This window comes from Neorhodopirellula pilleata, from assembly GCF_007859915.1.
Lineage (GTDB): Bacteria > Planctomycetota > Planctomycetia > Pirellulales > Pirellulaceae > Rhodopirellula > Rhodopirellula pilleata.
Genome location: NZ_SJPM01000001.1, coordinates 1,023,086 through 1,039,405 on the forward strand (window position 1 = coordinate 1,023,086; position 16,320 = coordinate 1,039,405).

5 protein-coding genes are annotated in these 16,320 nt (G+C 56.2%); 3 read left to right on the plus strand and 2 right to left on the minus strand.

The window, feature by feature from the left end; all coding sequences use genetic code 11:
- Window positions 1-675 precede the first annotated feature (675 nt).
- Window positions 676-1,299, minus strand: a complete 624-nt coding sequence (locus Pla100_RS03390) for a superoxide dismutase (RefSeq protein WP_146576221.1) — start codon at window positions 1,297-1,299, stop codon at window positions 676-678.
- A gap of 87 nt (window positions 1,300-1,386) precedes the next feature.
- Window positions 1,387-3,453, minus strand: coding sequence for a M13 family metallopeptidase (locus Pla100_RS03395; protein ID WP_146576222.1), 2,067 nt, complete (start codon window positions 3,451-3,453; stop codon window positions 1,387-1,389).
- Between the two features lie 423 nt (window positions 3,454-3,876).
- On the opposite strand from Pla100_RS03395, the gene Pla100_RS03400 reads away from it, so the two are divergent.
- From Pla100_RS03400 to Pla100_RS03410, 3 genes are read left to right on the plus strand one after another with little or no spacing between them, the layout of a single operon-like run.
- Window positions 3,877-9,306, plus strand: coding sequence for a non-ribosomal peptide synthetase (locus tag Pla100_RS03400; protein ID WP_231602627.1), 5,430 nt, complete (start codon window positions 3,877-3,879; stop codon window positions 9,304-9,306).
- The gene (locus Pla100_RS03405; protein WP_146576223.1) at window positions 9,303-11,063 is read left to right on the plus strand and encodes an NAD(P)-binding domain-containing protein; all 1,761 of its coding nucleotides are present in this window, start codon (window positions 9,303-9,305) and stop codon (window positions 11,061-11,063) included. Before Pla100_RS03400 ends, Pla100_RS03405 begins: the two co-directional genes overlap by 4 nt.
- Window positions 11,039-16,153, plus strand: coding sequence for a non-ribosomal peptide synthetase (locus Pla100_RS03410; protein WP_231602629.1), 5,115 nt, complete (start codon window positions 11,039-11,041; stop codon window positions 16,151-16,153). Before Pla100_RS03405 ends, Pla100_RS03410 begins: the two co-directional genes overlap by 25 nt.
- The last annotated feature ends 167 nt before the right edge of the window (window positions 16,154-16,320 follow it).

Here is a 16,320-nt window from a genome sequence, read left to right on the forward strand (position 1 = left end):
CAAACAACGCCCGTGCCCCCTCCCTCGCGGACTCCTGAACGTCGTCGCTCGACCTCCCCCAAACTGCGTTCGGGAGAGGTGACAGAGATCACCCAGTCCTTCGGACTGGGCTGGGCAAACGGATGGGTCGTTGGCCCGAAAACCGTGCCGACCCGCTTCGGGCCGGGGAGGGTTACGCTTTGGGCTTGTATCAACCGCGTTCAAATAGCGCGAAATACGGCGATAGCTGATGTCGAATCCGCGACCCTTTCTGGGTCGAGAGATCGCGCAGATCACTAACCGGAGGAGTTCGCTGCGCTCGAACCTCCGGCTAATGGCTATGATCCCTTCGGGATATAAACCTTGCGCAAACCAAAACGCCCGCAACACGAACCTTTTGACAGGCCAACGTTCGAGGGTTGATGGTTTAATCCTCATCGAAACCCGACGGGTGAGTTTTGAAGTAACGCTTTTGCCTGTGGCATTGTTTTTTCGTAACCCGCTGCGTAAGCGAGGGATGAGTCAATATCAATGATCCCTCGCTTACGCAGCGGGTTACGAAAAAAACGCAACTTCAAAACGCGTCAGCGAAGGATACTTAAAAGAGAATTGATGGCGTTGAATCCCTCGCTGACGCTTCGGGTTACGATTAGATCAACAAGCCGCTAACTCATTGTACCCGCGTCTGCACTGGAGTTACTTGGCGGCGGCGTAGCGGTCGGCGACGGCGTCCCAATCGACCGCGTTCCAGAATGCGGTGATGTAATCGGGGCGACGGTTTTGGTAGTGCAGGTAGTAGGCGTGTTCCCAAACGTCGAGGCCGAGAATCGGAGTTCCGCCGATTCCCGCGACGGCCGCGCCCATCAAAGGGCTGTCTTGATTGGCGGTGCTGCCGACTTTGAGCGAGCCGTCTTCAACGTACAACCATGCCCATCCGCTTCCGAAGCGGGTGGCGGCGGCGTTAGCGAATTGTTCCTTGAAAGCGTCGAACGATCCGAAAGCCGAGTCGATCGCCGAGGCAAGATCGCCCGAAGGTGCTCCGCCTTTGCCGGGGCCCATGACGGTCCAGAACAGCGAGTGATTGGCGTGACCGCCACCGTTGTTGCGGACCGCGCCGCGTTTGTCGTCGGGAACGGCGGACAGATCGGCGATCACTTCTTCGATCGATTTGGATTCCAATTCATGTCCCGCCAAAGCGTCGTTCACCTTGGTCACGTAAGCATTGTGGTGCTTGGTGTGGTGAATTTCCATCGTCTTTGCATCGATGTTCGGCTCGAGGGCATCGTAAGCATACGGGAGTTCGGGCAGTGTGTAGGCCATGGTATTTCTTGGTTAAAGGGAGGTATTGGGAAACAGAGTCGAGATGTGTTAGACGATAACACGTCGTCTAGGGGGCTGGTATCGGGCTTACCAGATTCGGATGCGGTTTTCAGGGGCAACGTACAACGGATCGTCTTCGTCAACGCCGAAGGCTTCGTACCAAGCATCCATGTTGCGAACGATGCCGTTGACACGAAATTCGCTGGGGCTGTGTGGGTCGGTGATCAGTCGTTTGCGTAGTTCTTGTTCGCGATAGAGACGTCGCCAAATTTGCGACCATCCCAAGAAGAATCGTTGATCGCCGGTTAACCCGTCGATCACGGGTGCCGGTTTGCCGTCGGTTGACAATCGATAGGCGGCGTAGGAAACGGCGAGGCCGCCCAAGTCGCCGATGTTTTCACCGAGCGTCAATTCGCCGTTGACGCCCATGTCATCGAACGGTTTGAACGCGCTGTACTGGTCGACTAAACCGGAGGCTCGTTGATCGAATTCTTGGCGATCTTGGGGCGTCCACCAATTTCGAAGGTTTCCGTCGCCGTCGTACTTGCTGCCTTTGTCGTCGAACCCGTGGCTGAGTTCGTGACCGATCACGGCACCGATTCCGCCGTAGTTGACCGCATCATCGGCGGCCATGTTGAAGAACGGTGGTTGCAGGATCGCGGCGGGGAAGACGATCTCATTCATCGTTGGGTTGTAATAGGCGTTGATCGTTTGCGGCGTCATGTGCCATTCGTTGCGGTCGATCGGTCCGCCGAGTTTGGCAAGGTCTCGGTTGTATTCGAACTGGGCGGCGGCGATCATGTTGGTTGCCGGTGAGGCATCGGTGATCGTCAAGTCGGAATAATCTTTCCACTCGTCGGGGTAGCCGATCTTGGTATTGAATTTGGCGAGTTTTTCGAGAGCTTGTTTCTTGGTGCCTTCGCTCATCCAAGGCCGCGACTGGATCCGCGCGGCGAAAGCTCGTTTGAGGTTTTCGACTAATTCGTTCATGCGGGCTTTCGCTTGTGGGGCGAAGTGTTTCTCGACGTAGAGTTGGCCAACGACTTCGCCTAAAACATTCCCGGTCGCGTCGACGGCTCGCTTCCATAGCGGTTGTTGTTCGTCGGTACCCGAAACGGCTTTGCCATGAAATTCGAAATGGCGACGTTCGAGGTCTTCGGTCAGGGCGGAAGCATAACCGTCGATGATTTGAAACTTCAGATAGTGCTTCCAATCGTCGAGCGGTTTGTCCTGCAAGACTTGGTCGATCGTTTCAAAGTAGCTCGGTTGGCGAACGACAAGGTTCTCTTGATCGGCCAGACCGGCGGCGGAAATCATTGCCTCGGCGTCGAATTCGCCGACGAGTGCGTCAAACTCTTGTGCCGATTTCAGATTGTAGGTTTTCTCGGGGTCTCGGTTCTCGGTCTGGGTCCACTGTCGCTCCGCGATTTCTTTTTCGATTGCGACGACCGCGGCGGCAGCTTCGGCTGGCTGATCCACACCGAGCGTCGCTAGCATTTCGGCGACGTAGGTTTGCAATTTGGCTCGCAATTCGATATAGCGTTCCTCATCTTCGAGGTAGTAGTCACGGTCGGGTAAGGTCAAACCCGATTGCGTCAGATAGACGATGTATTGGTCACTGCTTTTGGCATCGACACTGACATACGGTGCGAACGGCCCATAAACGCCGTGCTTGGCCAATTCGCCGAGTGCGGTCGCAAGTTCTTGCTTGGTTTGGATCGATTCCACGCGATCAAGTAGTGGCTGGATCGGTTCGATGCCTGCTTGATTGCGTTGCTCGAGGTTTTGGACGGACTGATACATGTCGCCGACCTTTTGGCTGGGGGAACCTTGGGCGGCGTCTTCGGCGGCGGCTTGTTCGATCAGCGTCCGGACTTGTTCGCGTGTCGCGTCGTCGAGCACGGTGAAGATGCCATAGTTCGATTTGTCCGCCGGGATCGGGGTGTTCTGCAGCCATTTCTCGTTGGCGTAGAGATAGAAGTTGTCACCCGGAGTGACCGATTCGCTGAACAGCGATTGATCGATTCCGGATACCTTCGCCGCCGTCGAGGTGGTTTCGGCTGATAGCCGGGCGATCGACGCGGGGACTCCCGGAAAACCAAGAGTCCCGATCAGCAACCCTAGCGACAAGAAGAAAATCTGCAATTTCATCATCAATCCATTTCAGTGAGGTGAGTGGGCGGGCGAATGATTTCATGGGGAAGTTCGGTCGCCAACGGATTCTGGGGAATACGTGGTGGTTTGGCCAGAGGGTCGCGGCGTGCAAGGATTGGAGTGAACATAGTGCCAGAGTGAATGCCTTGTCGTGAACGAGATGAATTCGGCTGTGGGCGAAACTGTTTTTTTCCGAAGTCCATCGTCCGATTCGACGTCCGCTGACAGGCATCAAAACGCATACAACCCTCAGGATTATCTGGAGGTTCCGTGCTTAAGCGGGGGTGGGTATCATTCCCCCACTCTTCAAAGCTACGCATCCGGTTACACTGAGGTAATTCATATTTAGGCGATCTGGGTAACCAGCAACGGTTGTGCCCCGCAGGGAACTTTTCACGAGAAAACCTTTCAAAAGCGAGCGTTGTGGACTTCGAAACCGGAAACGACCGAATCAGCTTCGCGCTTGGCGAGAACGGACATGTTCCGACGACCGGCTTGCGAACTTCCACGGCTGGGCCCTTGCCAAAGGATACGCCTGCGCAAAACCGAGCCACCGGATCGAGCGGGGTCAATCGCGGCGACTACCACGCGATTCAGCTTCCCACGTTGGTTCATTACTGTTTGCACTACGCCCAGTCGCAAACGGCGGATCAGCCGGCTTTCACACACGTGACCGACACGCCGGGAAATCACCAGCGACTCAGTTTCGCGGAACTGGATCACCGTGCCCGAGCGATCGCCGCCGAGATTCAAGAGCGAGGCGGTGCCGGACATCCGGTGTTGGTGGTTCAAGATCCGGGCGTGGATTACGCGGCGTCGTTGTTCGGTTGTTTGTACGCCGGGGCGATCGCGGTCCCGGTTTATCCACCGCAGATGTTGCGATTGCAACAGACACTACCACGCTTACAGGCGATGGTCGCCAACGCGGGTGCCAAGTGCATGATCAGCACGCGAGACTTGATCGGCAATCAGGTGTTGCCGATGTGGCAGATGCCGCACTCGATGGCGATCGCGGTTGACGAGATTGATCTCGAGGCGGCAAGCCGTTGGGACGGTGCCTTACCGAAGCCGGACGATATCGCGGTTCTGCAGTACACATCAGGGTCGACGGGCAATCCCCGCGGTGTCGTCTTGCCGCATCGCGTGTTGCTGAGCAACCTCAACGCGGTGATTGAGCATTATCATTTCGAAGGTGCCAACAGTGTCCAATGGGTGCCGCCCTATCATGACATGGGTTTGATCGGCGGGATCTTTGTGCCGATCTTTCGTGGTGTGGAGGCCGTCGTCATTTCTCCGGTTGATTTCGTCCGCAACCCACTGCTTTGGTTGCAATGTATCGACCACTATCGCGGAACAAGTAACGGCTCGCCGAACTTTGGATACGACCTCTGCGTTCGGCGGATCAAGGAAACCGATTGCGACGCCGTCGAACTGGACTTGAGTTCATGGAAGGTGGCGATCGCCGGCGCCGAACCCGTTCGCGCCAACACGCTTCGTCGATTCACTGAGAAGTTCGCCCCTTACGGATTCGCACCCGAGACGTTTTGTCCGGCATTCGGGATGGCGGAAACGACTGTGTTCGCCACCGGTACGCCGCTGGGGCAACCTTATCGTTCCATCACCGTTGATTCGGCCAAGTTACAAACCGGTGAACTCGAGCTGATCGATTCCTCTGTGACCGATCCTAACGTGCATCCACCATCGGCCACTCAAGAATTAGTTAGCTCGGGTGTGGCCGTTGAATCGATGGCGTTCGAAATCGTTGATCCTCAATCATGTCGCCGTGTGCCTGACGGAGCGATCGGTGAAATCTGGTTCCGTGGTGCATCAGTTGCAAGAGGTTATTGGAACGATCCCGAAGCAACCGCCAAGACGTTTGACGCTCGCATTCAAGATGACCCTGAAAACGAAGCCCATCGATTTCTACGAACCGGTGATTTGGGATCGCGCCTTGACGGCGAGTTGTTCGTCACCGGTCGTTTGAAAGAATTGATCATTGTTGGCGGACGGAACCTCTATCCTCACGACGTCGAAGAAGTCGTTCAGTCGATCAGCGAGTCGTTTCGGCCTGATACGGGGACCGCGTTCTCGATCGACGCGGGCGATCGCGAAGAGTTGGTCGTTGTTCAAGAGTTATGGCGTCCCAAGAAGTTCAACGCTCACGAATTATTGCCCGAGATCGTCGCGGCGTTGGCCGAAACGATGCAGGTCACGCCTCATGCGGTTGTCTTGGTTCGTTCGGGCACGTTGCCCAAGACCTCGTCCGGGAAACTGCGTCGAAATGACACCAAGAATTGGTTCCTTCAAGGCAAACTGAATGAGTGGGCACGCTGGCAATCCGGCGGCGAAGTGACCGAGACCGAACAGGCGTTCGAGGCTCCCCAAACCCCGACCGAGATTTGCGTTGCGGAGATTTGGTCGGAACTGTTGCAGGCCGATCCGATCGGTCGCCAAGACAACTTCTTTCATCTCGGTGGTGGGTCGCTGTTGGTTGCGCAAATGTTGACCGAGTTGGCCGAGCGGTTGGACATTCGCGTTGGCATGACGACCTTGTTTCGTTATCCGCAACTTTCATCGTTCGCGGCGGAAGTTGATTCGCAACCGGCCTCGGAACTGGACCACGATTCTTCCGTCAAGAATCAATTGGCACTATCGGCGTCGGCAGCGAATCGAACCGACCTTGACGGGCTTTACCCGTTGTCGGATGCCCAAAAGCGGTTTTGGTTGTTGGATCAGTTGGGAAAGACCAATGCGTTCGTTTACGTACCGGTTTCCATCCAACTAGGCGGCAATATCGATCTGCCTCGTCTGCAGTCGGCGATCGACGCCTTGGTGGCTCGTCACCCGATGCTGCGGTCACGTGTTGTCGAGCGTGACGGCGACGTTTTTCAGTTTGTGGATCCTGATGCCAAGGCCCCCGGGATCGCCATCGATCCTGCATCGGCGTCATACGAGTCGTTGATCGATGTCGGACGATCACCGATGTTCCATGTTTCATTGCATCAGGGCGATGACGGAACCAGCCGGCTCGATTGGTTGTTTCATCACATGGTATGTGACGCGACGAGCGTCGAGATTTTACTGAAGGACTTGAACGAGTTTTATCGCGACGGCGTGACCTCGGAAACGTCTGACGATTCGATCGATTATGTTGACTACGCCGTTTGGGATCAAAGCGACGATCACCATGCAACGTTGACGGCAGCGAAGGATTACTGGCAGGAAAGACTCGCCGGTATGCCGACCGAACTGAACCTTCCCAAACGCGAAGCCGCCGATGAATCGGGAACCGCGTCGGTCGTTTCCCATGCCTGGAAAACTCCGGTGCAGTCCGAGGTTTCGGTCCGATTGACTGAGATCGCGACGAAGCACGGCGTGACGGTGTCGATGCTGTATCTGACCGTCTTTGAAACGTTGCTAGCACGGTATGGCGATAGTGATGATTTTGCCATCACGGTACCGACGTCGAATCGTCCCGCATCGGGTTTGAATCGGACGGTCGGTTGTTTTGTCAATCCAGTGATGTACCGCGCGACCGTTGATCCGAACCGAACATGGATCGAGGCGATCGAGACGACTCGGGATCGATTGTTGGCGGATTTGGATCACGCATTGGTGGCGGTGGATCGAGTCATCGCTTCGACGGCGGTCACGCGAAACGCTGAACGCATGCCCCTGTCGCAAGTCATGTTTTTGTACCAGCCACCGATGGGAGCTTGCGACCGCTTGGGCGACGTGCCGGTCCGATCGATCGATGCGGATTATTCGGCCGTCACTGCGTATGATCTTTCACTTGTGGTGCAACCGGGTGACGAAGTGAACGCGTCAACGGTTTCCTTGATCGCCGGCGAGTCAATGGATCTTGGAGTCGCCCATGACTTTTTTGAATCCTTCCAGGTCGCACTGGGCCGCATCGCCACATCTCCGGATGATCCTCGTCTGGCCGAACTCTTGCCAGATCCACCAAGGACCAACGCGGTGGTTGAACTCGCCGGTAGCGTAGGCTCGTCGCGATTTCAAAGCGTCATCGATCGGGTCGGCCAACACGCGACCGCCACGCCGGACCGAGTCGCCATCGCGGACGACCGTGGATCGATCACTTACCAACAACTGGATGAACAAAGCGATCGATTCGCGGAGGCATTGAGACAACGTGGTGCTGAGCCGGGCGGCTTGGTCGCAGTCGATTTGCCTCGTTCGCACGCTTTACTTGTCGCGATCGTGGGTATTTGGAAGGCGGCTTGCGCTTACGTGCCGTTGGATGCATCGTTGCCACCGGAACGTCGTCGGCAGATCATCGAAGATGCCAAACCGATGATGGTGGTTGATCAGCCAGCCTATAACCAGTTCCTCTCCGAGGGCAGTAGCCAATCGAGTTTGAGATCGACCGATGGAGATGGCGTCGGCGATGACGATCGAATCGGTCGACTGAATCCCGATGACCTCGCCTACGTGATGTACACATCCGGTTCAACGGGCAAGCCGAAAGGAGTCGCGGTGCAGCACGGCAATGTCGCCAATCTCTTGGCGTCGTTCGCCACTTTGCCGGGGTTTGATGAATCCGATTGTATGCTGGCCGTGACTACGGTCACGTTCGATATTTCCGTCTTGGAAATGATGTTGCCGCTTTGGTCCGGGGGCCTGGTTCGCATCACCGCCCATCGCATTAGCGACGCCCCCGAAGCGGTCGCTGAAGTCATCGATCGGTCCCGACCGACTTATATCCAATCGACGCCATCGGCGTTTCGGATGCTTCTTTCGACAGGTTGGAAGCCACGCCGAGATGTCACGTTGCTGTGTGGTGGGGAGCCGCTGATGCCGGATTTGGCCGGTGAGCTGCTGGCCACCAACGATCACCTTTGGAACGTCTACGGACCTACCGAGACGACGGTGTGGTCGACGGTCCGGAAGATCGAATCGAGTGATGAGATTACGATCGGTCGACCGATCGCCAACACAACGACTCGCATCCTGGATCGCAACGGCCTCGATGTTCCCCGAGGCGTCGTTGGTGAATTGCTGATCGGCGGACACGGGGTCGCTCGCGGCTATTTCAAAGACGAAAACCAAACCAATGAACGATTCGTTGAGATAGGCGATGAGCGGTTCTATCGTACCGGCGACCAAGTTCGAATGCGGACGGAGGGGAATCGCGAGGGAAACTTGAGCGGTGAGTTGGAGTTCCTCGCTCGCAACGATCGGCAAGTCAAAATCCGCGGGTTCCGTGTCGAGCTCGACGAAATCGAATCGGCACTTCAGCGATGTGATTCGATCAATCGTGCAGCCGTCGTGGTGCGTCGTGGCTCCCAAGGAATCGAGCGGTTGGACGCGTACTGCGCCGTCGATCGGGAATCCCTTCGATCGTTCCAGACTGACGATTTACGCCGGCAGCTTTCGCGTTTGCTTCCCGACTACATGATCCCGTCGGCGATCGAGATCGTGCCGGAATTGCCGCAAACGCCGGCGGGCAAAACCGATTACCGGGCGCTACCTGATCTAGGAGTGCCGATCGTTTCCGTCGCAAGCGAACCGCCACAAACTCCGATCGAACGGACGCTCGCGGAGGCTTGGTGCGAGATTTTGGAACGAGACACCGTCGGTCGGCATGATCATTTTTTTGACCTGGGTGGCAATTCATTGATGGCGGCGCAGTTGTTCGCAAGGCTGCGACAACGGTTTGAAGTGGATCTGCGATTGAGTGAGATTTTTCAACGACCGACGATCGCAACGTTGGCCGAAGCGATCGTTCGCAATCAATCCCAAGCTTGGTCCGACAACATGGAAGACTTGTTGTCGCAACTTGACTCTCTTTCCGAAGACGAAGCCTTGAAGGCGCTCGAGCAAGATTCATGATCCAACCGAATCCCAAACGCGAACTGGACTTTCTCATCATCGGTGCGGGCCCGGCCGGTATTCAGATGAGTTACTTCATGAAAAAGGCGGGCTACGATCATTTGGTCCTCGAAGCCCACGACCGCCCGGGAACGTTCCTGGAAAAGTACCCGCGTCACGGCCAAATGATTTCGATCAATAAGGTCTATACCGGTTACACACAACGGGCCGCGCAGCTTCGTTACGATTGGAATTCGTTGTTGTGTGACGACGACGACGTGGCGTTGGCGAAGTATTCCAAAGACTACTTCCCGAAGACGGAGGACTACGCCCGCTACACGCAAGATTTCGTCAAACGATACGATCTCGAGATCCAGTTCAACACCCGAGTTGAATCCGTCAACAAGGCCGGCGACGGGGACGAAGGTTATCTCGTGCGGGACCAACACGGCATGACTTATCATGCACGTTGTTTGATCGTCGCGGTCGGCGTGCAGAAGCCTTACCTGCCGAACATTCCTGGCATCGAATTGACCGAGAACTATTCCGACATGTCGATTGATCCGGAAGAGTTCGCCGATCAACGGGTGTTGATCTTGGGCAAAGGCAACTCCGCGTTTGAAACGGCCAATCATTTGATCGCCGCCACGCGGGTGACGCATCTGTGCAGCCCCAGCCCGATCAAGATGGCTTGGCAAACGCATTTCTTTGGTCACCTCCGCGCGGTCAACAACGACTTTTTGGATACCTACATTCTCAAGGGCCAAAACTCGGTTCTTGATGCTGAGGTGGAATCGATTGAAAAGGTGGACGGTGAGTATCGGGTCGAAATTCGTTTCACCCACGCCGAAGACCAGCGGGCGACGATGGCCTACGACCGCGTTCTTTGTTGCACCGGTTTCCGGTGGGACCCGAGCTTCTTTGATGACGATTGCCAGCCCGACATGGCGTGCGAAGATCGCTTGCCGGCGATGACGAGTGCTTGGGAATCGACAAACCTGCCGGGGGTATTTTACGTCGGCACGATCATGCAGATTCGCGATTTAAAGAAAACCATGAGTAGCGTGCTGCACGGGTTTCGATTCAACACCGCCTGCTTGTTCAACTTGTTGTCGCAGCGATATCTGGAGAAACCCTGGCCATGCGACTGCTTTGCCGCCGATTCGCACCTGATCGCCGAGAAAATTACGCACCAAGTCAGTTCCGCGGCGGGTTTAATGCACCAACCGGGATTTCTCGGCGATTGTTTGGTGATCGATGACGAGACCGGTCAGGCAAAGTATTTCGAGAACATTGCCGTCGATTACATCCAAGAAAGTGATTTCGCCAAGAACCCGCATTACTACATCATTACGATGGAATACGGCGAGTTTGACGGCGATATTTTCAGCAAAGACCGTGATCCCGATGCCGCCAAGGCCTACGATGACGCTTACTTGCATCCGCGCATCCGCCGTATGTGTCGCGGTCAAATGTTGGCCGAGCACCACATTTCCGAGTCGCTCGAGAACGATTGGCGAATCGGCGAACATCCCGGCGAGCGGCCGTTGATCCGCGCCATCGGCTTTAAGGGTCTGGACGATCCGAGCCAGTATCAGCAAACTCACCGTAAACAACTCTTGGCGTTCTTGGACCAACAGCTCGCCGTCGGCTCACCCGCGATCGAACCTTGTGATTGCGGCAATGGCGACGCATGCCAGTGCCAGCGGTCGGTCGCCACCCCGATCACGACGAACCAGTCCGTTGGAAATTCATGTCCGATCTCGAGAAACGGTTAGACCAACTATCGCCTGCCAAGCGGGCGTTATTGGAGAGGATGATTCTCGAGCGCGGCGGACAGGTTCCCTCCCGGATTCCAGTTCGACCGGCCGACGCGCCGCCCGAGTTATCAGGTGCGGAAAAACGGCTCTGGTTTGTCGACCAGATTGCCAAGGACGATCCGTTTTACAACATGCCCCTGGCGGCGGATCTTCACGGCAAACTTGATCGCGATGCCTTGCAACGGGCGGTGGAAATTGTGGTCGGCCGACACGAGTCGCTTCGCACGACTTATCATCTCGCGCCGGACGGCATCCCTTATCGCACCGTTCATGACAACATGCCGGTGCCCTGCACGTTTGTCGACCTCTCTGAGGCGGGCCAGAAGAATCAGGGCGGCATTCGAGAGGTCTTGAAACGCCGAATGCGGGTGGCCGGGCGGGCTCCGTTCGATCTGGAAAACGGTCCGCTGTTGAGAATCCATTTGTTTCGTCTGGACGACGAGCATCATGTGATCGAACTGGTCATGCATCATATCGTCTCGGACGGTTGGTCGATGATCGTGATGTTGCGTGAATTAACGATCGCCTACGAAGCCATCGTCGCGAGTGACGAGGTTGAGTTGCCCGAACTGGCGATCCAGTATTGCGACTTTGCTCATTGGCAAAACGAACGCTTGTCCGATGACCGCATCGAATCACAAATGCAGTTTTGGCGAAACCGACTCGCCGGTGCGCCGACGGTCTTGAATCTGCCCATCGACCGACCTCGGCCGGCGATCCAAGATTTCGTAGGGGCGACCGTCGAATTCGAATTGTCCGAATCACTGACGCGTCAGATCAATGAGCTCGCGATCGCCTGCCAGACGACGCCATTTGTGATTTTGATGGCGAGTGAAGCGGTGTTGCTGTCGCGGTATTGCGGTCAAACCGATCTGGTCCTTGGGACCGCCTCGGCCGGGCGGGTTCACTCGGAGATCGAACCGTTGATCGGGTTCTTCGTCAATACGCTGCCGCTGCGGGTCGAGTTGCAGCCTGGAATGTCGTTCCATGAATTGGTTCAGCAAATTCACGAATCAACCCTGCAAGCTCATGAGAACGCCGAAGTTCCTTTTGAAAAACTGGTCGAAGAACTCGCCCCGACCCGAGACCGAAGCTATTCGCCGATCTTTCAAGCCGCTTTGGTGATGCAGAACCTACCGCGTGACCATCGTTTGGCTCGCGACCTCAAGCGAACACCGAGTCTGCAGGTTCGTCCAACATTGGTGGACAATGGCACGGCCAAATACGATCTGACGTTTTTCTTGTGGGAAGAAGATCGCCGATTGATCGGACATGTCGAATACCGATCTGCGTTATTGGATCGCTCCACGATCGAGCGGATGATCGACTCGTATCAAACAATTCTATCGGCCGTGGTGGATGCCCCCGAAAACCTTATCGTACATTTACCAGTCGTTTCACCGGAACAGCGGGCTCAGGTGATCGATCAGTTCAATCAAACCGAGCCCCTTGAAACCACGACACAACTTTTACACGAGTTGATCGAGTATCAAGCCACTCATCATTCCCAAAAAGTGGCGGTGATCGACGACGGCAGAGAATTCACGTTCGAACAAATCGTTGAACGCGCTAAAGTCATTGCCGGGCATCTCATCCGCTCGGGCGTTGGTCGCGAATCGGCGGTGGTGGTCCGTTTGCCACGTTCGGTTGACCTGATCACGTCGATCTTGGGTATCTTGAAAGCGGGCGGAACGTTTGTGCCGCTCGATCCGGAACTCCCGCCGAGCCGCTTGCAACATATCGTCGAGGCAACCGATGCGGTGACAATCATTGATTCGCAATGGTTGATGAATCATGGCGACGCGGTCGTCCGCGATTCCCACGTCGAAACGGTGTTTCCGGAAGTGCGTCCGACGGATCGGGCTTACATCATTTTCACCTCCGGTTCCACGGGGACCCCGAAAGGAGTTGAAATCGAACATCGATCGATCGTCAACTTCGTTCTCGCTCAAATCGATCGGATGAAAGTGACGTCCGCCGAGCGATTCATGTTCGGTTTCTCGCCTTCGTTTGACGGCGCGATTTCGGAGATTTTCTATTCGCTCTCGTGCGGCGGAACCCTCGTTGTCGTGAAGCAGTCGACGTTGTTGGATCCGGTTTCGCTCACCGAATTTTTGAATCGAAACGAAGTCACCGTCGCGAAGTTCCCGCCGGCGCTGTTGGCCATGCTCGATCAAGAGAAACTACCGGGGCTCAGAACGGTCGCTTCGGCGGGCGACAAACTGACCGGCGAACTTGCGCGGCGATGGCTCGAGAATGGACGATGTGTTTTCAATGGTTACGGGCCGACTGAAGTTTCGGTCGGGTGCAGCATGATGCCGTTGCACCAAAACTGGTCGGGCGATAAACCGCCGATCGGCAGGCCCATGAAGCAAATGCGGATGTACATACTCGATGAACACCGACAACCGCTTCCGATCGGTGTTACCGGCGAAATTTATATCGGCGGACGCGGCGTCGGTCGCGGCTATCTCGATTCACCCGAACAAACTGACGCGGTTTTCGTTGATGATCCGTTTGCTCGTCCGCCTTATCCGGACTTGAGCCATGCTCGGATGTATCGCACCGGCGATCTGGGCCGTTGGTTGCCCGAGGGTGTTGTCGAGTTCGTTGGTCGCGCCGATGACCAAGTGAGTTTGCGCGGATATCGAATTGAACCCGCCGAGATCGCCGCCGCATTGGAAAAGTTGAAACTGGTTCGACAGGCCCACGTGATCCAACGCTCCGATCGTGAATCGGCCCAAATCGTCGCCTACGTCGTTCCTGAATCGGACATCTTGAAAGCCGAACTGGCGACAGTTTCGGAGACCCAACACGTTTCCCAGTGGCGAGACCTGTTCGAACAAACCCACCGAATCGCCCCACCGGTACTCGATCCGTCGTTCAATATCACCGGTTGGGTTAGCACATTCACCGGCCAACCGATCCCGACCGCAGAGATGCGAGAGTGGGCAGATGGAGCGATCGATCGGATCACCGGCTTGCAGCCCAAACGGGTACTGGAAATCGGCTGCGGCACGGGATTGTTGTTACTGCGGATCGCGGGTCGGTGCGAACAGTACGTCGGTTCGGACCTGTTGGAATCCTCGTTGGATAACATCCGCAAAGAGTTGTCGCGTGATGATGCATTGCGATCAAAGGTCCGTTTGCATCACGCCAACGCGGACGACTTCACGCACCTCGGTGACGCGCAATTTGATTGCATCGTCTTGAATTCGGTGGTTCAGTATTTCCCATCGATCGAGTATTTGCGACGAGTGTTGACTGGAGCCATGCAGCATTTGCGACCGGGCGGTTACTTGTTTCTCGGGGACATCCGCAACCTCCTACTGCAACGAACGATGGCCGCTGCGGTGGAACGCGAACACGCCGATCCGACGCTGCCGATCAGTGAACTCAAGCACCGCATTCGATCCCGAATCGAGCATGAAGAGGAGTTGCTGATCGATCCACGTTGGTTCGCCGACGTGCAGGCCGTGCATCCGCGTCTATGCGATTCCCGCGTGTTTTTAAAAGCCGCTCAAGCTGACAACGAACTGAGTCAGTTTCGTTACGACGTGGTCATAAGAGCCGACGAAGCGATCAGCGATTCCGTTCTAGCGAGTCTCGGGGCGACCAACTACGTCACCCAAGACGCCACCGAGCGAGCGACCGCATACGACAGTTCTCTACAACACCTCGAAACCCTACCCGACACAGCCACGGTAGCCGACGCGAAAAGGTGTCAGGACTCTTTTAGCCTCTCCCCTGCGAAAAGGGTTCGGGACTCTTTTGGCCCCGCTGCGAACGATCCCACCGCTGCCGAGTTGACCCGATTGCTGACCAAACGACTGCGAGATCAATTGGCCGAGCGGCTTCCGTCGTACATGGTTCCGGGGGCGATGGTCGTGATGGACGAACTCCCTCGGACGATCAACGGCAAGATCGATCGTGATTTACTACCACGCCCGACCGGACGCCCCGCCTGGGCCGGCCAATTCGAAGCCGCGTCGACGCCCACGCAGCGGCTACTTGTGGAAGTTTGGGAAGAACTGCTCGACACACGGCCCATCGGTATTCAGGACGATTTCTTCGAATTGGGTGGACACAGCATGCTGGCGGTGCGGATGACCAGTGAGGTTGAAAAGCTGACCGGTCAGCGGTTGCCGCTGGTCGCGATGTTCCAAAAGGCCACCGTTGCTCATTTGGCCACCTTGATCGATCAGCCGGAATTGGCGTCGGCACATTCGACACGCGTGCCCTTGTTCGTCCCGGCTGCGGGCTCCTCGGATGCACCGCTGTTTTGTGTTCACCCGGCGGGCGGCACGGTATTTTGTTACCGCGATTTGGCGAAGGAGTTGTCTGGCCAGCGACCCGTCTATGGATTGCAAGCCAACGGAATCGACGGGAATCGTCCGCCTCATGAAACGCTCGCCGAGATGGCGGCCCACTATGCGCGCGTGATCCGTGAAACGCATGGTGAAGGCACCGTGCATTTGGTCGGTTGGTCGCTCGGTGGGAACATTGCGTTTGAGGTCGCCCGTCAACTTCGAAAGCGAGGCACGCCGGTCGGGATGGTCGCGTTGCTGGATTCCGGACTGCTCTCGCCCGACGCGGAACTCCGTGAAGAAGATTTTCTTCCGTTGCTATCAGCGTTGTTTCCGGCCGAAATGAATTTAGACCTGGAAGAACTCCGTCAGAAACCGCAGGCCGAACAACTTCAATTCTTCATCGAGCGAGCTTCGCAGGCAGGCATCGTTCCGGGCGAACTGGGCGTTGAACAACTCGCCGCCAACAACGCGATGCACGTCTTCGGCGTGTTCCAAGCGAATGTTAAGGCCGTTCACCAATACATTGCCGAGCCCTACAACGGAGAAGTTCATCTGTTTCGGCCGAAGGACCAGGGCAAGACCAACTCGCTATTTGACGACCCCGTATTAGGATGGCGTGGCGTTACCAAAGATGTCCACGTCCACGAAGTCCCCGGCGACCACGCTCATATGCTGCAGACTCCTGCCGTGACGGTGTTGGCCGAGCATTTCGAGCAGTTGATGAGTCAGTCCAGCTAGGTCCCAGTCCAGCTGGGTCCCAGTCCAGCTAGGTCCAATGGGTTCTGCCACGGAATGGCAAACGCAGAGGACGCTGAGACGCAGAGGGCCGCAGAGGCTAGGATTGATTAAAAGTTTGCGACCCGAGGACCAGAGTGTGATTTTTCTTGTGTTGATGCGTCATGTAA